Annotated in this window: 19 protein-coding genes; 14 read left to right on the plus strand and 5 right to left on the minus strand. The window is 71.8% G+C overall.

The window, feature by feature from the left end; translation table 11 throughout:
* Positions 1 to 12 precede the first annotated feature (12 nt).
* Entirely contained in the window at positions 13 to 177 is a 165-nt protein-coding gene (locus IE325_RS15505) for a hypothetical protein (protein WP_093907043.1), read from the minus strand.
* A gap of 245 nt (positions 178 to 422) precedes the next feature.
* On the opposite strand from IE325_RS15505, the gene IE325_RS15510 reads away from it, so the two are divergent.
* The 4 genes from IE325_RS15510 (at position 423) to IE325_RS15525 (ending at position 4,450) form a co-directional block, all read left to right on the plus strand.
* Positions 423 to 1,640 carry an NYN domain-containing protein gene (locus IE325_RS15510; protein WP_190070483.1) on the plus strand — a complete coding sequence of 406 codons (1,218 nt, stop codon included), beginning with the start codon at positions 423 to 425 and terminating at the stop codon, positions 1,638 to 1,640.
* A gap of 132 nt (positions 1,641 to 1,772) precedes the next feature.
* Positions 1,773 to 2,747 (plus strand): ABC transporter ATP-binding protein, encoded by a 975-nt coding sequence (locus tag IE325_RS15515; RefSeq protein ID WP_190070812.1) that lies wholly within the window; start codon positions 1,773 to 1,775, stop codon positions 2,745 to 2,747.
* An 88-nt stretch (positions 2,748 to 2,835) separates the two neighbouring features.
* Positions 2,836 to 3,660, plus strand: coding sequence for an ABC transporter permease (locus IE325_RS15520; RefSeq protein ID WP_190070484.1), 825 nt, complete (start codon positions 2,836 to 2,838; stop codon positions 3,658 to 3,660).
* Positions 3,661 to 3,694: 34 nt separating this feature from the next.
* Positions 3,695 to 4,450 carry an AAA family ATPase gene (locus IE325_RS15525; RefSeq protein ID WP_190070485.1) on the plus strand — a complete coding sequence of 252 codons (756 nt, stop codon included), beginning with the start codon at positions 3,695 to 3,697 and terminating at the stop codon, positions 4,448 to 4,450.
* Positions 4,451 to 4,770: 320 nt separating this feature from the next.
* Here IE325_RS15525 and ybaK read toward each other — a convergent pair whose 3' ends face one another.
* The 4 genes from ybaK to IE325_RS15545 form a co-directional block, all read right to left on the minus strand.
* Positions 4,771 to 5,271, minus strand: a complete 501-nt coding sequence (gene ybaK / locus IE325_RS15530; RefSeq protein ID WP_190070486.1) for a Cys-tRNA(Pro) deacylase — start codon at positions 5,269 to 5,271, stop codon at positions 4,771 to 4,773.
* 19 nt (positions 5,272 to 5,290) lie between these two features.
* Complete coding sequence (locus IE325_RS15535; RefSeq protein WP_190070487.1) at positions 5,291 to 6,028, minus strand: LON peptidase substrate-binding domain-containing protein; 738 nt, start codon at positions 6,026 to 6,028, stop codon at positions 5,291 to 5,293.
* 11 nt (positions 6,029 to 6,039) lie between these two features.
* On the minus strand, positions 6,040 to 7,074 hold the full coding sequence (locus tag IE325_RS15540; protein WP_190070488.1) for a hypothetical protein: 1,035 nt from the start codon (positions 7,072 to 7,074) through the stop codon (positions 6,040 to 6,042).
* A gap of 129 nt (positions 7,075 to 7,203) precedes the next feature.
* The gene (locus tag IE325_RS15545) at positions 7,204 to 8,781 is read right to left on the minus strand and encodes an oxidoreductase (protein WP_190070489.1); all 1,578 of its coding nucleotides are present in this window, start codon (positions 8,779 to 8,781) and stop codon (positions 7,204 to 7,206) included.
* Positions 8,782 to 8,953: 172 nt separating this feature from the next.
* On the opposite strand from IE325_RS15545, the gene hisD reads away from it, so the two are divergent.
* The 10 genes from hisD to IE325_RS15595 all read left to right on the plus strand — a co-directional run bounded on the left by hisD (position 8,954) and on the right by IE325_RS15595 (position 16,630).
* Positions 8,954 to 10,279, plus strand: a complete 1,326-nt coding sequence (gene hisD, locus IE325_RS15550; protein WP_190070490.1) for a histidinol dehydrogenase — start codon at positions 8,954 to 8,956, stop codon at positions 10,277 to 10,279.
* Positions 10,276 to 11,382 carry a histidinol-phosphate transaminase gene (locus tag IE325_RS15555; RefSeq protein WP_190070491.1) on the plus strand — a complete coding sequence of 369 codons (1,107 nt, stop codon included), beginning with the start codon at positions 10,276 to 10,278 and terminating at the stop codon, positions 11,380 to 11,382. The genes hisD and IE325_RS15555 overlap by 4 nt, the downstream gene beginning before the upstream one ends.
* The gene (hisB, locus tag IE325_RS15560; RefSeq protein WP_190070492.1) at positions 11,379 to 11,972 is read left to right on the plus strand and encodes an imidazoleglycerol-phosphate dehydratase HisB; all 594 of its coding nucleotides are present in this window, start codon (positions 11,379 to 11,381) and stop codon (positions 11,970 to 11,972) included. The genes IE325_RS15555 and hisB overlap by 4 nt, the downstream gene beginning before the upstream one ends.
* Entirely contained in the window at positions 11,969 to 12,133 is a 165-nt protein-coding gene (locus IE325_RS15565; RefSeq protein WP_163017020.1) for a CG2302 family histidine operon protein, read from the plus strand. The genes hisB and IE325_RS15565 overlap by 4 nt, the downstream gene beginning before the upstream one ends.
* Positions 12,124 to 12,768, plus strand: a complete 645-nt coding sequence (gene hisH, locus IE325_RS15570) for an imidazole glycerol phosphate synthase subunit HisH (protein WP_190070493.1) — start codon at positions 12,124 to 12,126, stop codon at positions 12,766 to 12,768. Before IE325_RS15565 ends, hisH begins: the two co-directional genes overlap by 10 nt.
* Positions 12,769 to 12,772: 4 nt before the next feature.
* Positions 12,773 to 13,498, plus strand: coding sequence for a bifunctional 1-(5-phosphoribosyl)-5-((5-phosphoribosylamino)methylideneamino)imidazole-4-carboxamide isomerase/phosphoribosylanthranilate isomerase PriA (gene priA / locus IE325_RS15575; RefSeq protein ID WP_190070494.1), 726 nt, complete (start codon positions 12,773 to 12,775; stop codon positions 13,496 to 13,498).
* Positions 13,495 to 13,899, plus strand: a complete 405-nt coding sequence (locus IE325_RS15580) for a RidA family protein (RefSeq protein ID WP_190070495.1) — start codon at positions 13,495 to 13,497, stop codon at positions 13,897 to 13,899. Before priA ends, IE325_RS15580 begins: the two co-directional genes overlap by 4 nt.
* A complete protein-coding gene (gene hisF, locus IE325_RS15585; RefSeq protein ID WP_190070496.1) occupies positions 13,896 to 14,651 on the plus strand; it encodes an imidazole glycerol phosphate synthase subunit HisF in 756 nt (251 codons plus the stop codon). The genes IE325_RS15580 and hisF overlap by 4 nt, the downstream gene beginning before the upstream one ends.
* 123 nt (positions 14,652 to 14,774) lie before the next feature.
* Positions 14,775 to 15,365, plus strand: coding sequence for an ArsR/SmtB family transcription factor (locus IE325_RS15590; RefSeq protein WP_190070497.1), 591 nt, complete (start codon positions 14,775 to 14,777; stop codon positions 15,363 to 15,365).
* A 14-nt stretch (positions 15,366 to 15,379) separates the two neighbouring features.
* Positions 15,380 to 16,630 carry an MFS transporter gene (locus IE325_RS15595; RefSeq protein ID WP_373315168.1) on the plus strand — a complete coding sequence of 417 codons (1,251 nt, stop codon included), beginning with the start codon at positions 15,380 to 15,382 and terminating at the stop codon, positions 16,628 to 16,630.
* Positions 16,631 to 16,633 lie beyond the last annotated feature (3 nt).

The raw sequence follows: 16,633 nt of genomic DNA on the forward strand, positions 1-16,633 counted from the left end.
GTTATGCAGATGTCAGTTATGACCGAAGCGCTTCTGCCGACCCTTGCGGGCCATGTCGCCCGGGGTCACCTGCGTGGCGCGCTGCTCGGCCTGCGTCTCCATCGAGGACTGCTGGGCCTGCTGCTGACCACGCTCGGACTGCGGCTGCTTCCGGTCCTGCTTCTTGTTCTTGGCCATGGTGCTGCCTCCTGTGGGGGATCTAGGGGCCAGGGCCGGGACCAGATTCACATAGGCTGATAAAGAACGCATTTCGGATAATTACCCTGTGTAACAGCGGTTGTCGGGGCGTGAGGCATGGCGCGCCTCATAGCCGATACCTCGAAACGCCACGCCGAAGATCGAGTTCGCCCCGTTAACCCCCGCGCGGTCGGGCAGACTCGAAGGAAGCCCGAAGCAAACCTCCCGGGAAGAGGGTGAGTCGCGTGGACCGCTGCATCGTCCTGGTGGACGCCGGGTATCTGCTGGGGGCCGCCGCCAGCCTGCTCGCCGGCGAACCCTCCCGGTCCCGGATCACCGTCGATCACACCGCCCTCATCCAGGGGCTGCGCGAACGCGCCGAGTCCGACACGGAACGGCCCCTGCTGCGCATCTACTGGTTCGACGGCGCCCCCGACCGAGTCCCCCAGCCCGAGCACCGCAGGCTGCGCGTCATGCCCCGGGTCACCGTCCGGCTCGGCGCCCTCACCCGCAGCGACGGCCGCTGGGCGCAGAAGGGCGTGGACGCCGCGATGCACGCCGAGCTGACCGAGCTGGCCCGCAACCGCGCCTGCTCCGACATCGTGCTGGTGACCGGCGACGGCGATCTGCTGCCGGGCATGATGGCCGCCAAGGAGCACGGCGTCGCCGTACACCTGTGGGCCGTGCAGGCCGCCGACGGTGACTACAACCAGTCCGAGGACCTGGTCGCCGAGGCGGACGAACGGCGAGTCCTGGACCGTACCTGGATCACCAAGGCCGTACGCGCCAAGGAGCTCACCGGGGTGTGCGCGCCACCGCCCGCGCCGCGGCCCGAGATCGCCGCGATCCTGTCCGCGCCGCTGCCCGACTCCGCGCTCGGCGCGGCGGCCGAGCGGCCCCCCGAGGACGGCGAGCGCCCACCGGCCGCCGCCTCGGAGAACGGCACACAGGAGCGGATCCCCACACCCAAGGGCGTGCCCACACCGAAGGACCTCGCCGCCCTGCGCGCCCCCGGCGTCCAGCCGGCCCAGCACCCGGCGAGCGCGACGCTGCGCTGGTCCTCCGACAAGGGCTGGGTCGACCGGCCCGGCGTCGCCGCCGAGCCCGCCGAGGCCTCCTCCATGCCGACGCTCGCCCAGCTGACCACGGCCGAGCAGCGATGGGCCGACCGCGAGGAGGACATCACCACGGTCGGCGGCGACCCCTACGAGGTGGGGCAGGTCTTCGCACGCCGGTGGATGGCACGCCTCGGCGACCAGGGCCATCTGCAACGGCTGTCCGGGATGTATCCGCGCATCCCGCACCGGATCGACGGCGAGCTGCTGCGCTACGCGGCCCGGTTCGGGCTGCTCGCGCACAAGGACGACCAGATCGACGAACACGACCGGTACGCGATCCGGGCCGGGTTCTGGCGGGAGATCGACGTACGGACGGCCGCGGAGCACGCTCCCGCGGGGGAGTGACCCGGGCCGCGCCGTGATGAGCGGTTTTGTACCGAGTGGCCGCCCCGAGGACGGAAGCGGGGCCCGGACCCCGTAGTCTCGTCCCTTGTGAGTACGCGCGTGGGACAGGCACTTCGGCACAGTGATGATGTCGTGTGTGCCGTGCGCGGGCTGACCAAGACCTATCCCGCGGTACGGGGACGGCGCGGCGTGCCGGCGACGCCCGAGGTACGGGCCACCGACGACGTACGGCTGGACATCCGGCGCGGCGAGATCTTCGGGCTCCTCGGGCCGAACGGCGCCGGCAAGACCACTCTCGTACGACAGCTCACCGGACTGATGCGGCCCGACGCCGGCCGCGTCGAGATCCTCGGCCACGACATCGTGCGCCACCCCGAGCGGGCCGCGCGCATCCTCGCCTACCTCGGGCAGGAGTCGACCGCCCTCGACGATCTGACCGTGTCCCTCGCCGCCGAGACGACCGGGCGGCTGCGCGGCCTGGATGTGCGCCAGGCGCGGGACGAGCGGGACGCCGTACTCGACGAGCTGGGCCTCCAGCCGCTCGCCGGGCGGCCGATCAAGAAGCTGTCCGGCGGACAGCGCAGGCTCGCCTGCTTCGCCGCCGCGCTGGTGGGCGAGCGGCCGCTGCTCGTGCTCGACGAGCCGACCACCGCCATGGACCCGGTGGCGCGGCGGGCCGTGTGGTCGGCCGTGGACCGGCGCCGGGCCGAGCGCGGCACGACCGTGCTGCTCGTCACCCACAACGTCATCGAGGCCGAGACCGTGCTCGACCGGGTCGCCGTGCTCGACCGGGGGCGGGTCATCGCCTGTGACACACCGTCGGGGCTGAAAGAGCGGGTCGCCGGAGAGGTCCGGGTCGAGCTGCTGTGGCGGGAGCGGGCGCCCCTGGACGTGCCCGAGGTCGCCGCGCTCCAGGACCGGGTCGTGGAGTCCGGCCGCCGCTGGACGCTGCGGCTCGCCCCCGAGGAGGCCCGCGCGGTCGTCGCCACCGTCACCGGCGGCGCCGCCTTCGCGGCACTGGACGACTTCACGCTCGCCACGCCCAGCCTGGAGGACGTGTATCTGGCGCTGGGCGGGGACGCGGAGCAGGGGTTGGTGAAAGCGTGAGCGCGCGGGCCGTCGTGTACGTATCGGATTCTGTACGGGTCAGGGCCACCTCCCCAGTGATCGCCCATACGAAAGGGAGCAGCGCCACGTGAGTGTCGTACCCGCCGAGGTTCTGCCGGGCAGCGCCCTGCCCGTGGACGAGACGGCCTCCCCGGCCGCCGCCGAGCTCGGGCCGCGGGCGCGGCTGTGGCCGGCGCTGGGTGCCGTGTACCGGGCGCAGCTGTCCCGGGCCCGGGTCGCGCGCATTCCGCTGCTGTTCGTGGCGACCTTCCAGTCGATCGGGATCATGATCCTGATGCGCGGGGTCGTCGACGGCGGGGCCGAGGCGCAGGCCGTCGTCGCCGGATCGGCGGTGCTCGTGGTCGCCTTCGTCGCGCTGAACCTGCTCGCCCAGTACTTCGGGCAGCTGCGGGCCAGCGGCGGGCTCGACCACTACGCCACGCTGCCGGTGCCGCCCGCCGCGGTGGTGCTGGGGGCGGCGGGGGCGTACGCCTCCTTCACCGTGCCGGGGACCGTGGTGACCGCCGTCTTCGGCTGTGTGCTGTTCGGGCTGCCGATGGCGCATCTATGGGTGCTCGTCGCGGTGATCCCGCTGGCCGGGGCCGCGCTCGCCGGGCTCGGGGCGGCGCTCGGGCTGCTCGCGCCGCGGCCCGAACTGGCCACACTGCTCGGGCAGCTGGGCATGTCGGCCGCGCTGCTGCTGGGCGTGCTGCCCGCCGACCGGATGCCCGAGGTGGTGCGTCTCGCCCGGGATCTGCTGCCGTCGACGTACGGCGTGGAAGCGTTCGCGCGGACCTTCGGGGAGCGGCCGGACTGGGCGTTCGTGCTCGGTGACCTGGCTGTGTGCGGGGTTGTCGGCGTCGTCTCGCTTGCCGTCGCCACCTGGGCGTACCGCCGGGCGGCCGTCCGGTGACGCGCCGCACAGGTCGGCCTGGCACGATGGCAGAGTGACCGCTCCGCTGACTCCTCCACCGCCGCCGCGTGAACCGTCCCCCAACGGGGGGTGGCAGCCGCCCGCTGCCGGGTCCGCGGCTTCCGTGCCGCATGACGTCATATCCGGTGCCCCTGGCGGGGTATCGGGTCCGCACGGCGCTCACCATCCGTACGGCATATATGGCTCGTACGAACAGGACGGTCCCGGCATGAAGACCGAGCTGCGAGAGGCCGCCGTCGTCGTGGTCGTGGTGGCGCTCTTCGGGGCGCTGCTCGGGGTGCTGTGGTGGCGGCTGGCGCCGGGTGTGCCGCTGGTGGGGGATGTCGTCGACGGCAGCTGGGTCGTCTACTTCAAGGATTCCGAGGGGGAGCAGGCGATCGGGGTGGACGGAACGTTCACTCTGCTTGCGCTTGCGTTTGGGCTGGTCAGTGCGTTTGCCGTGTTTCTGTGGCGGCGGCGTGGGGGTGTGCCGTTGGTGGTGGCGCTGGCGGTCGGGGGGCTGCTCGGGGCGTTGCTGGCGTGGCGGGTCGGGGTGTGGCTCGGGCCTACGGATGATGTGATCGCCCATGCGAAGGAAGTGGGCAAGGGGGTTGCGTTCTCGGCGCCGGCGGAGCTGGGGGCGAAGGGGGCGTTGCTGGCCTGGCCGTTGGCCGCGCTGGTGGTCCACCTCGGGCTGACGGCGTTGTTCGGGCCCCGGGACGCGGATCCGTATGGGGAGGCCCAGGGCGCTCAGCAGCCGCAGGGGCCGTATGGGGTGCCGCCGGCGTAGGGGTTCGGTGGGTCGTGGTCGCGCCGGCTTCCTTTTCGCCCCCGCCGCCCCTACCCGTCCCGTCCTCCAGGGGCTTCGCCCCTTCGACCCCACTGGGGCTGCCGCCCCAGACCCCGCTCCGGCCCTGAAGGGGCCTTGTCCTCAGACGCCGGACGGGCTGGAAGGGGCGGGCCAGCGTTGAGAGGTGCCGCCCCTTCCGGATGGTCACGCAGGGCGGTGGCCGTGGTTTGAGCGGCCCTTCTTGGTGCGCCACTTTCGTTTGCGGGTTTTTTTCGACATGTCTTTCGTAGTTAACCGAGAAGACCGCCGCCGTCGAGGGGTCACGCACGTCCGATGGGGGCGAGGGTGGCGTTCGTGAGGTGGGTGAGGTCCTCGGGGGAGAGTTCGACCTCCAGGCCGCGGCGGCCCGCCGAGACGCAGATCGTGGGGTGGGCCGAGGCCGAGGTGTCCAGGACCGTGGGGAGTCTCTTGCGCTGGCCCAGGGGGGAGATGCCGCCCCGGACGTAGCCCGTGGTGCGTTCGGCGAGGGTCGGGTCGGCCATCACCGCGCGTTTGCCGCCGACCGCCGAGGCCAGGGCCTTGAGGTCCAGCTGGCCCGCCACCGGGACCACGGCCACCGTGAGGGTGCCGTCCACGTCCGCCACGAGGGTCTTGAAGACCCGGTCCGGGGAGACGCCCATCGCCTCCGCCGCCTCCTCGCCGTAGGAGGGGTGGGAGGGGTCGTGGTCGTAGGAGTGGAGGGTGTACGGGGTGCCCGCAGCAGTCAGGGCCACCGTCGCGGGGGTGCCGCCCTGCTGGTTCTTCTTCGACTTCTTCGCCATCGTGCCGGATCCTCAGACGTCAGTTCAGGCTCGTCGGGCCGCGCGTCAGGTCCGACGCCGGCAGCGACGGCAGGGTACGGATGATCGAGGTCTCGGCGCGAAGGAGTTTCAGCTCGTCGCGCAGCCGGGACGCGGTGTCGGGGGCCTGGAGCAGCCGCTGCTTGGTCGGTGTGTCCAGCATCATCGCCGCCGCGACCAGGTAGGAGACCACCGCGGGCTGGTCGGGCAGGTCGGCCGTCGATGACAGGGAGCGCTCACGGGCACCCGCCAGGCGCTTCTGGTACTGGCGGAAGGCACGCAGGACCCCTTCCGCCAGCGCTCCCGCCTCGTCGCCCGGCTCCTCCGGGAGTTCCTCCAGCTCGGCGGTGAGGAACGGGCCCGTCGTGTCCACCGACACCAGCCGCACCCGCGTCGTACCCGTGGCCAGCACCTCGAACGTGCCGTCGGCCCGCTCCCGGATCGTCGCCGCGTCCGCCACACAGCCCACCCCGTGGAAGGACTTCGCCGGGTCGGGGCCGAACCCCGCCGCCGGCCCCCGGTCGGGCTGCGCCGTCGGGTCCGGCATGCCGGGCGCGCTCGGGGCCACCTCGTGGCCGTCACGGATGGCGAGGACGGCGAAACGGCGGGGTTCCTCCTCGGGGGTCTTCAGCAGCTCGCGCATCATGGCGCGATACCGCTCCTCGAAGACGTTGAGCGGCAGCACGAGTCCCGGGAACAACACCGAGTTCAGGGGGAAGAGCGGAAGGCGGACGGTCACGGCGCCAAAGCCTAGTGGTCGCCGGAGTGAACGCGTCCGGCCCGCCCACTGTGTGGATGCCCGCCCCGGGCGGCACCGGACGCCGCGACCCGCAGCCCCACCTCGTCGCGCACCTCCAGGAACCGGCCCAGCGGATCGTCGGAGAGCCGGCTCCACGGGAAGGAGGTGGCGTACGGCCCGATCAGGCGCAGCTGCTCCAGGGCGTCCTCCCAGCGGCCGAGGCGTACCAGGACGTACGTCAGCTTGTTGCGGATCACGGCGGGCCACAGGTCGGCCGCCGGGAAACGGGCGGAGAGGGCGACCGCCCGGTCCGCCGCCTGGTCCAGCCGCTCGCGCGGCACGCCCGGGCCGCAGTCGTCGTTGAGGTAGGCGAGGACCGCCCGGGTGGGCAGCGCCTGGACGAGGGAGTCGGACGGGGCGTCCTGAGCGGCCCGGTCGGCGAAGTCCAGGCACTCCCTGTGGGAGCCGTGCCAGGAGGAGGCCAGATAGCGCAGGGCGGCCACATGGCAGCCGTAGTGGCGCGGGGCGCGGCGCAGCGCCGCCTCCCACAGTTCCCCGAAGTAGGTGTGCCCGGCGCGTGAGCCGCGCGCATGGTCCAGGGCGATCCGCCACGGCACCGGGTCGCCGTCGTCGGCACGGGCGGCGGCGGTGATCAGCGGGCTCACCCCGCGCAGGACCTCGGCCCGGGCCGGTGACCGCCAGGCGTGGTCCACCGCGACCTGCGCCCTGATCAGCAGCGCGTCGGGGTCCTGCGGGGCGGCGGCGTACCAGGACTCCAGCCACTCCGGGCGTGAGCGGGCGAAGGCGGCCAGGTGCAGCGTGTAGCGGTCGCGGTACTCCCACTGCCCGTGCCGGCGCGTGCCGGCGAGCAGCGCGGCGGCGGGTTCGTGGTCGCCCTGTCCGGCCGCGACCAGCGCCGGGCCGAGGCGGTCGTCGGGTGCGTCGAGGAGCACCTCGTCGTCGGCGGGGAGCCCTGCGACGGGGTGCTTGACGGTCGTCCGGGACGCACGGCCGAACGGAAGCATCGAAGCCATGGTGTTGACCATTGAAAGACCGCTGGTCACGCCGCGCCAGAGGGAACGGCCAACCCGTGGAAAGTTGTACGCCCGTCGGTCAAGAACCGGTAAAGGGGTACCTTTCGACAACTGTCCGGCTCGACAGCTTTCCGGCAGGGGTCAGCTTCGGCGCAGCAGCCGCGTCGCCCCCGTCGCCACCGTCGTCGCCAGGACCCAGCCCAGCAGGATCATCGACGCGGCCAGCCACTGCCAGGCGCCGGTCAGCTGCCAGAACCCGACCTGGCCGAGGTCGATCACCGGAAGCAGCAGGTCCAGGGCGAACAGGGGAGGACTCCACGTCGGATGCTCACCGCCCTTGAGCGGCGGAGGGTCGGCGTAGTTGAAGGCCACCGAGCTCGCCGCCCACAGCAGCGCCATCCACACGGCCGCCCGGCCGGGCCGATAGCCGTAGGCGACCATCCAGTCCTGGAGGTACCCCCACGTCTTGGCCGCCGGCGGCAGTGTCTCGCGGCGGCGGCGCTGCTTGGCGAGCAGCACCTCGCGCGCGTCCTCGTCCTCACCGCTGTTGCGCAGTACGGCGGCCAGCCGCTCGTACGGCTCCGGGTTGTACTCGGCGGTCGCCGCGGCCACCCACGCCAGCCGCCGCGCCAGCGGGAACGGGCCGCGCGGCACGAGGTTCTCGTAGGTGAAGCCGCTCATGTGCAGCAGCCCGGGCTCCGGCCAGGCGTCCGCGCGGTCCATCAGATTGACGGTCCGCGCCCCCGACAGCACCACTCCGCCGCGCTCCGGCCGCTCCCCGAGGAAGCGCAGCTCGGGCGTCTGGATGCGGCGCAGCGACAGCTCCTGCTCGTCGGTGAAGGTGAACCGGGCCCGCTCCAGGTCGACGGCGTCCCCGAACCGCCCGTCGTCGAGGCGCACCCCGCCCTGGCACTCGAACCGCTGGATGCGCGTCCCGCGCGCGGGAGTGCGGCCGCTCAGCAGGGGGCTGCCGACGCCCGCCGGGGTCATGTAGAGCGTGCGCCCGACGGTCAGCTGCGGGGCGTTCAGCGCGAGCCGGGTGTACGGGTTGACCAGCCGGGCGCCGCGCAGGCTCAGCGACACGCCGATGCTGGCCCCGCGCAGGCTCAGCTCGCCGTGCGACTCCAGCATCTCGGCCTGGAGGTCCTGGCCGACGCTGATGCCGTCCGCGGCGATCGAGCGCCCGCTGCGGTCCCGGTAGACGGTCGCCTGGTTCAGCAGCAGATCGGTGCCGATGTGGGCGTCGGTGAGCCGTACGCCGTTGTGGAACCGGCAGCGCGGCAGATGCAGATCGCCCTCGGTGTGCACCCGGGCCGCCTCCAGGCGGGGCACCGCGCAGTCCACCAGCCGTATGGTCGTGAAGCGGGCCTCCGGCAGCAGGACCTCACGGTCGAAGCGGCAGCCGCGCATCTCGACGTACGGCTGCACGGTGCCGCCCGCGAGGTCCATCGTGCCGATGATCCGCACGCCGGCCAGCTTCAGCGAGGACACCCGGCCGGCGAGGGCGGGCGGCCCGTCCAGGAGCAGCCAGCAGACGATACGCGCGCGTATGGTCCGCTCCTCGCCCCAGGGATGCCCGCCGTGCGGGTCGTCGACGGCGGTGTCGCCGCTGCTCAGGTCGTACACGCTGCCGTTGCGGAAGGCCTGCCACATGCCTATCTCGGCGGCGGTCAGATCGTCCGGCGGATCTCCGTCGCGGATGCCGGCCCCCTCGGTCACGGTGCTTCCGTCCCTCTCATCTACTCGCGGGTTTAGTACAACCGTTCATGCCCGTTGAGTGACGCTCTGAACGCTAGACGTGAAGGTGATCTTCCAGGTTCCCGAGGGGTTCGTGTTCCACCCAGTGATACGCGCGAACGACGCCGAACCCGGGTCTGAGAGAATTGCGTACGTGATCTCCCGAATCGATCTGCGCGGCGACGCCCTCCCCGAGGGCCCCGCCCTGCGCGACCTGCTGCCCCGAGCCGACTTCGACGTCTCGGCCGCCCTGGAGAAGGTGCGTCCGATCTGCGAGGCCGTGCATCATCGGGGCGACGCGGCGTTGATCGACTTCGCGGAGAAGTTCGACGGGGTGCGGCTGGAGCAGGTGCGGGTGCCCGCCGAGGCGCTCACCAAGGCCCTCGAAGAGCTCGACCCTGCCGTGCGCGCGGCCCTGGAGGAGTCCATCCGCCGCGCCCGTCTCGTCCACCGCGAGCAGCGCCGTACAAACCACACGACCCAGGTCGTGCCGGGCGGCTCGGTCACCGAGAAGTGGGTGCCGGTCGACCGCGTCGGGCTGTACGCGCCCGGTGGCCGTTCCGTCTACCCGTCGTCCGTGATCATGAACGTCGTCCCGGCCCAGGAGGCCGGCGTCGAGTCCATCGCGCTCGCCTCGCCCGCCCAGGCCGAGTTCGATGGCCTGCCGCACCCGACGATCCTCGCCGCGTGCGCGCTGCTCGGCGTGGACGAGGTCTACGCGGCCGGTGGTGCGACCGCCGTCGCGATGTTCGCGTACGGCACCGAGTCCTGCCCGCCCGCCAACATGGTCACCGGCCCCGGCAACATCTGGGTCGCCGCCGCCAAGCGCTACTTCACCGGCAAGATCGGCATCGACGCCGAGGCGGGCCCGACCGAGATCGCGATCCTGGCCGACGCCACCGCCGACCCGGTGCATGTCGCCTCCGACCTGATCAGCCAGGCCGAGCACGACCCGCTCGCGGCCGCCGTCCTGGTCACCGACTCCGTGGAGCTCGCGGACGCGGTGGAGAGGGAGCTGGAGCCGCAGGTCGCGGCCACCAAGCACATCGACGACCGGATCGTGCCCGCCCTCAAGGGCAGGCAGTCCGCGATCGTCCTGGTCGACGGCGTCGGCGAGGGCCTGAAGGTCGTGGACGCGTACGGCGCCGAGCACCTGGAGATCCAGACGGCCGACGCGGCCGCCGTGGCCGACCGGGTGCGCAACGCCGGAGCGATCTTCATCGGGCCCTGGGCGCCGGTCTCCCTCGGCGACTACGCCGCCGGGTCCAACCACGTGCTGCCCACCGGCGGCTGCGCCTGCCACTCCTCGGGCCTGTCCGTCCAGTCCTTCCTGCGCGGCATCCACATCGTCGACTACACGAAGGACGCGCTGGCCGAGGTCGCGCATCACGTGGTGACGCTGGCGGAGGCGGAGGACCTGCCCGCGCACGGCGCGGCGGTCAAGGCGAGGTTCGGCTGGAAGGTACCCGGAAGCAAGTGACTGGCATCGACGATCTCCCCGTACGGGACGAGCTGCGCGGCAAGTCCCCCTACGGCGCGCCCCAGTTGGACGTCCCCGTACGGCTGAACACCAACGAGAACCCCTACCCGCTGCCCGAGCCGCTGGTCGAGCGGATCGCCGAGCGCGTCCGCGAGGCGGCCCGCGACCTCAACCGCTACCCGGACCGGGACGCGGTGGAGCTGCGCACCCAGCTCGCGAAGTACCTGACGGACACGTCCGGTCACCAGGTCGGGCTCGCCAATGTGTGGGCCGCGAACGGCTCCAACGAGGTCATCCAGCAGCTGCTGCAGACCTTCGGCGGACCCGGCCGTACGGCGATCGGCTTCGAGCCGTCGTACTCGATGCACGGGCTGATCTCCCGGGGCACCGGCACGGGCTGGATCTCCGGCCCGCGCAACGACGACTTCACGATCGACGTCGAAGCCGCCACGAAGGCGATCGCCGAGCACCGCCCCGACGTCGTGTTCATCACCACCCCCAACAACCCCACCGGCAACGCCGTCCCGCGCGAGACCGTCCTCGCGCTGTACGAGGCCGCGCAGGCCGCCAAGCCGTCGATGGTCGTCGTCGACGAGGCGTACATCGAGTTCAGCCACGGCGACTCGCTGCTGCCGCTGCTCGAAGGCCGGCCGAATCTCGTCGTCTCCCGGACGATGTCGAAGGCCTTCGGGGCGGCGGGGCTGAGGCTCGGCTATCTCGCGGCGCACCCCGCCGTGGTCGACGCCGTCCAGCTCGTACGGCTGCCGTACCACCTGTCGGCCGTCACCCAGGCGACCGCCCTGGCCGCCCTGGAGCACACCGACACGCTGCTGAAGTACGTCGAGCAGCTGAAGTCCGAGCGGGACCGGCTGGTCGCCGAACTGCGGGCGGCCGGGTACGACGTCGTGGAGTCGGACGCGAACTTCGTGCAGTTCGGGCGGTTCGAGGACTCGCACACGACCTGGCAGCAGATCCTCGACCGGGGTGTCCTGGTCCGGGACAACGGCATTCCGGGCTGGCTGCGGGTGTCCGCAGGAACTCCCGAAGAGAACGACGCGTTCCTCGACGCGGTACGTGAAATCAAGAAGGAGCAGAGCGCATGAACCGCGTAGGACGCGTGGAGCGAGTGACGAAGGAGACCTCGGTCCTCGTCGAGATCAACCTCGACGGCACGGGCCAGGTCGATGTGGCGACCGGCGTCGGCTTCTACGACCACATGCTCGACCAGCTCGGCCGGCACGGTCTGTTCGACCTGACCGTGAAGACCGAGGGCGATCTGCACATCGACTCCCACCACACCATCGAGGACACCGCCCTCGCGCTGGGCGCCGCCTTCAAGCAGGCCCTCGGCGACAAGGTGGGGATCTACCGCTTCGGCAACTGCACGGTCCCGCTGGACGAGTCCCTCGCCCAGGTCACCGTCGACCTGTCCGGCCGCCCGTACCTCGTGCACACCGAGCCCGAGAAGATGGCGCCGATGATCGGCGAGTACGACACCACGATGACCCGGCACATCCTGGAGTCCTTCGTCGCCCAGGCCCAGATCGCGCTGCACGTGCACGTGCCGTACGGGCGCAACGCCCACCACATCGTGGAGTGCCAGTTCAAGGCGCTGGCGCGGGCCCTGCGGTACGCGAGCGAGAAGGACCCGCGCGCCGCCGGCATCCTGCCTTCCACGAAGGGCGCGCTGTGAACGGGCTGTCCACCGTCCTGATCGTCGTCGGCCTCTTCCTGGTCGGCGGCATCATCTCCTTCGCCAAGCAGGGGATGCCGAAGAGCCTCATCACGTTGCTCTCCATAGGCGCCGCGATGTGTCTCGTCGCGGGCGTCCTGAGGCTGGAGGTGTGGAATTGACGACCAAGAGCGTCGTGGTCTTCGACTACGGCTTCGGCAATGTGAGGTCGGCCGAACGGGCTCTCGCGCGCGCGGGCGCGAATGTCGAGATCACCCGTGACTTCGACAAGGCCATGAACGCCGACGGCCTGCTGGTGCCGGGCGTCGGTGCCTTCGCGGCCTGCATGAAGGGGCTCACCGAGGCCCGCGGCGACTGGATCATCGACCGCCGGCTGTCCGGCGGACGCCCCGTGATGGGCATCTGCGTCGGCATGCAGATCCTGTTCGCGCGCGGCATCGAGCACGGCGTCGAGACCGAGGGCCTCGGCGAGTGGCCGGGTTCGGTGGAGCCGTTGCAGGCCGAGGTCGTGCCCCACATGGGCTGGAACACGGTGGAGGCACCGGGCGACTCCGAGCTGTTCGCCGGCCTGGACGCCGACGCGCGCTACTACTTCGTGCACTCCTACGCCGTCCACGACTGGACGCTGGAGATCCACAACCCGACGATGACCGCGCCCAGGGTCACCTTCTCGACGCACGGCAAGCCCTTCGTGGCCGCCGTGGAGAACGGCGCCCTGTGGGCCACCCAGTTCCACCCCGAGAAGTCCGGCGACGCCGGAGCGCAGCTCCTCACCAACTGGATCGGAACCCTGTAGAGACATGGCCAAGCTCGAACTCCTCCCCGCCGTCGACGTCCGCGACGGCCAGGCCGTGCGCCTCGTGCACGGCGAGTCCGGCACCGAGACCTCCTACGGCTCCCCGCTGGAGGCCGCCCTGGCCTGGCAGCGCTCCGGCGCCGAGTGGCTGCACCTCGTCGACCTGGACGCCGCGTTCGGCACCGGCGACAACCGTGAGCTGATCGCCGAGGTCGCGAAGGCCATGGACATCAAGGTCGAGCTGTCCGGCGGCATCCGCGACGATGCCTCCCTCGCCGCCGCGCTCGCGACCGGCTGCACGCGCGTGAACCTCGGCACGGCCGCCCTGGAGACCCCCGACTGGGTCGCCAAGGTCATCGCCGAGCACGGCGACAAGATCGCGGTGGGCCTGGACGTACGGGGCACCACGCTGCGCGGCCGCGGCTGGACCCGCGACGGCGGCGACCTCTACGAGACGCTGGAGCGCCTCAACAGCGAGGGCTGCGCCCGTTACGTCGTCACCGACATCGCCAAGGACGGCACCCTCCAGGGCCCCAACCTGGAGCTCCTGAAGAACGTCTGCGCGGCGACCGACCGCCCGGTCGTGGCCTCCGGTGGCGTCTCGTCCCTGGACGACCTCCGCGCCATCGCCGAGCTGGTACCCCTCGGTGTCGAGGGCTCCATCGTCGGGAAGGCCCTGTACGCGAAGGCGTTCACCCTGGAAGAGGCCTTGGAGGCTGTGTCGTCATGAGGTCCGATGCCGTACGGCGTGTGCAGAGCGGAAGTCCCTGGGAAGAGTCCTTCGGTTTCGCACGCGCCGTCGCGGCGGGCGACCGCGTCCTGGTGGCGGGCACCACGTCCTTCAAGGGGCGGGTGCTGTACGGCGAGGGCGACCCGTACGAGCAGGCCAAGGTGGCCTTCACCGGCGCCCTTGAGGCGATCGCCGAGTTCGGGCTCGGCCCCGAGTCGGTGATACGGACCCGGATGTACCTGAGCCATCAGCGGGACGTCGACGAGGTGGCCCGGGCCCACAAGGAGCTCTTCGACGCCGTACGCCCCGCCGCGACCCTGCTGGTCGTCGAGGGCTTCGTCGACCCGCGCATCCTGGTCGAAGTAGAGCTAGAGGCATACAGAGGAGCCGTGGATTCATGACCCTGGCGGTCCGAGTCATCCCCTGCCTGGACGTGGACAACGGCCGGGTCGTCAAGGGCGTCAACTTCCAGAACCTGCGCGACGCGGGCGACCCCGTCGAGATGGCCAAGGTGTACGACGCCGAGGGCGCCGACGAGCTGACGTTCCTGGACATCACCGCCTCGTCGGGCAACCGCGAGACGACGTACGACGTGGTGCGCCGCACCGCCGAGCAGGTCTTCATCCCGCTGACCGTCGGCGGCGGCGTCCGCACGGCCGAGGACGTGGACAAGCTGCTGCGCGCGGGCGCCGACAAGGTGGGGGTCAATACGGCCGCCATCGCCCGCCCGGACCTGATCCGGGAGATCGCCGAGCGGTTCGGGCGGCAGGTACTGGTGCTGTCGGTCGACGCCCGCCGCACGCCCGAGGGCACCTTCGAGGTCACCACCCACGGTGGCCGCAAGGGCACCGGCATCGACGCCGTCGAGTGGGCGCACCGCGCGGCCGAGCTGGGCGCGGGCGAGATCCTGCTCAACTCGATGGACGCGGACGGCACCAAGGACGGCTACGACCTGGAGATGATCCAGGCCGTACGCAAGCATGTGACGGTCCCGGTGATCGCCTCCGGCGGCGCCGGGCGGCTCGCCGACTTCGCCCCGGCCGTGGAGGCGGGCGCGGACGCGGTGCTCGCGGCCTCGGTGTTCCACTTCGGGGATCTGCGGATCGGCGAGGTGAAGGACGCGCTGCGGGGGGCGGGACACCCCGTCCGGTGACATCTGTGTGAGCCCCGGCCGGGACTTCGGTTCCAGTGGCCGGGGCTTCCTCATGGAGAGATGCGAAAGAGAAGTTGCGCAAAATCTATTGTGCAATTTTTCTTTCGTATCTACGCTGAGGGCATGACGGACAAGGAGAGGGACCGCAGGATCACCGACCTGGGCACGCTCAAGGCGCTCGCCCACCCCCTGCGGATGAACCTGCTCAGAGCACTGACCATCGCCCGCGTCGCCACGGCCTCCCAGCTCGCCGAACAAGTCGACGAAGCGGTCTCACTGGTCAGCTACCACCTGCGCAAACTCGCCGAGCACGGACTCGTCGAGGAGGCCGAGCCACAGAGCGCCGACGGCCGGGAGCGCTGGTGGCAGCCCGCCTCGGACGGGGTGAGCATCCGCGACGAGGACTTCCGCGACGCCCCCGAGAAGGCCGCCGCCCACACGGCGGCCAGCAGGCTCTTCGCACAGCAGCGGACCGACGCCTACCGGCGCTGGCTCGACGAACGCACCCACTGGGGCCCCGAGTGGAACCGGGCCGCCACCTCCTCCGAGTCCAGCCTGCGGCTCACGGCGGACGAACTGGCCGAGCTGAACAAGGACATGCTCGCCCTGCTGCGGAGCTACGACGAGCGCGGCAGGGCCGCCGACGCCGCCGGTGACAGCGAGGGCCGCGAGAACGTCGCGGTGCACACGTACACCTTCCCGTTCCGCGCCTGAGAGGACCCACACCTGTGACCGCCACGCTCATGGCACCGGCCGATGTCGTCGAACGCCCCGCCCACCGCGACCCCAACGTGCTGCGCTGGCTCGCCGCCTACACCGCCTCGATGATGGGCGACAGCGTCTACTACATCGCCCTGTCCTGGGCGGCCGTCCAGGCCGGATCGCCCTCGCAGGCCGGAGTGGTCATGGCGGTGAGCGCGCTGCCCCGAGCCCTGCTGATGCTCGTCGGGGGAGTGATCGCCGACCGGCTGGGGCCGCGCAGGGTCGTGATAGGCAGCGACGCGGTCCGCTGCGCGGCCGTGCTCGCGGTGGCGGCGCTCCTGTTCGTCACCACTCCCGGACTGTGGCCGCTGGCCCTGCTCGCCCTCGTCTTCGGCACGGTCGACGCCGTGTTCATGCCGGCCGTGGGGGCGCTGCCCGCGCGCGTGACGAGCCGCGGACAGCTCGCGCGCGTACAGGGCATGCGTGGCCTCGGCATTCGCTTCGCGAGTGTGCTCGGCGGCCCCCTCGGCGGGCTCGCCGTGGCGGTCGGGGGCGCATCGGCCGCGTTCACCCTGTCAGGGCTGCTGATCGCCGTGTCGGTGCCGCTGCTGGTCTTCGTACGGGTTCGGGAGTTGCCCGCCGACGACAGGCCCACCGCCCGGGCCGGCACCGCCTGGAGCGACCTGACCGCCGGGCTCGGCTACATCCGCCGCCACCGCGTCCTCGCCCCGCTGATGCTGGCCATCGCCCTCGGTGACCTAGGCTTCGTCGGCCCGCTCAACGTCGGGCTCACCCTCCTCGCCGACGAACGCGGCTGGGGCGCCGCCGGGATGGGCTCGGTGCTCGCCGGGTTCGGTGTCGGCGCGGGTGCCGCCTCCCTGCTGCTCACCGTGCGCGGGCGGCTGCCGCACGCCGGGCAGGTCGCGGCGTACGCCATCCTCGCGGGCTCGGTCGCGATCGGTGCCCTCGCCTTCGTCCCGAGTGTCGTCGCGGCCGTCGCCGTGGCCCTGCTCATCGGACTGCTCGCCGGGCTCAGCGGCGCGATGTGCGGCGCCCTGCTCCAGACCCAGGCCGACCCCGCGTACCTGGGCCGCGTCACCGCCGTCTCCTCGCTGGTCAGCCTCGGCTTCGCACCGCTGAGCATGCCGCTGTCCGCCGCGGCCATCGGCATCTGGGGCACAGGACCGGTCTTCGTCGCCAGCGCGACCGTGTGCGGGCTCGGCGGGGTCGTCGTCCTGTGGGTACGGGACCTGCGCCGCGCCGAACTCCCCGAGTGACCC

It is taken from the genome of Streptomyces lanatus (assembly GCF_014655715.1).
Lineage (GTDB): Bacteria > Actinomycetota > Actinomycetes > Streptomycetales > Streptomycetaceae > Streptomyces > Streptomyces lanatus.

What these genes read in the sequence shown, in the direction of transcription:
- hisF (WP_190070496.1), top strand. Translation starts at nt 13,896, where the DNA reads ATGACCCTGGCGGTCCGAGTCATCCCCTGCCTGGACGTGGACAACGGC.
- hisB (WP_190070492.1), top strand. Translation starts at nt 11,379, where the DNA reads ATGAACCGCGTAGGACGCGTGGAGCGAGTGACGAAGGAGACCTCGGTC.
- IE325_RS15505 (WP_093907043.1), bottom strand. Translation starts at nt 177, where the DNA reads ATGGCCAAGAACAAGAAGCAGGACCGGAAGCAGCCGCAGTCCGAGCGT.
- IE325_RS15580 (WP_190070495.1), top strand. Translation starts at nt 13,495, where the DNA reads ATGAGGTCCGATGCCGTACGGCGTGTGCAGAGCGGAAGTCCCTGGGAA.
- ybaK (WP_190070486.1), bottom strand. Translation starts at nt 5,271, where the DNA reads ATGGCGAAGAAGTCGAAGAAGAACCAGCAGGGCGGCACCCCCGCGACG.
- IE325_RS15590 (WP_190070497.1), top strand. Translation starts at nt 14,775, where the DNA reads ATGACGGACAAGGAGAGGGACCGCAGGATCACCGACCTGGGCACGCTC.
- IE325_RS15540 (WP_190070488.1), bottom strand. Translation starts at nt 7,074, where the DNA reads ATGGTCAACACCATGGCTTCGATGCTTCCGTTCGGCCGTGCGTCCCGG.
- priA (WP_190070494.1), top strand. Translation starts at nt 12,773, where the DNA reads ATGGCCAAGCTCGAACTCCTCCCCGCCGTCGACGTCCGCGACGGCCAG.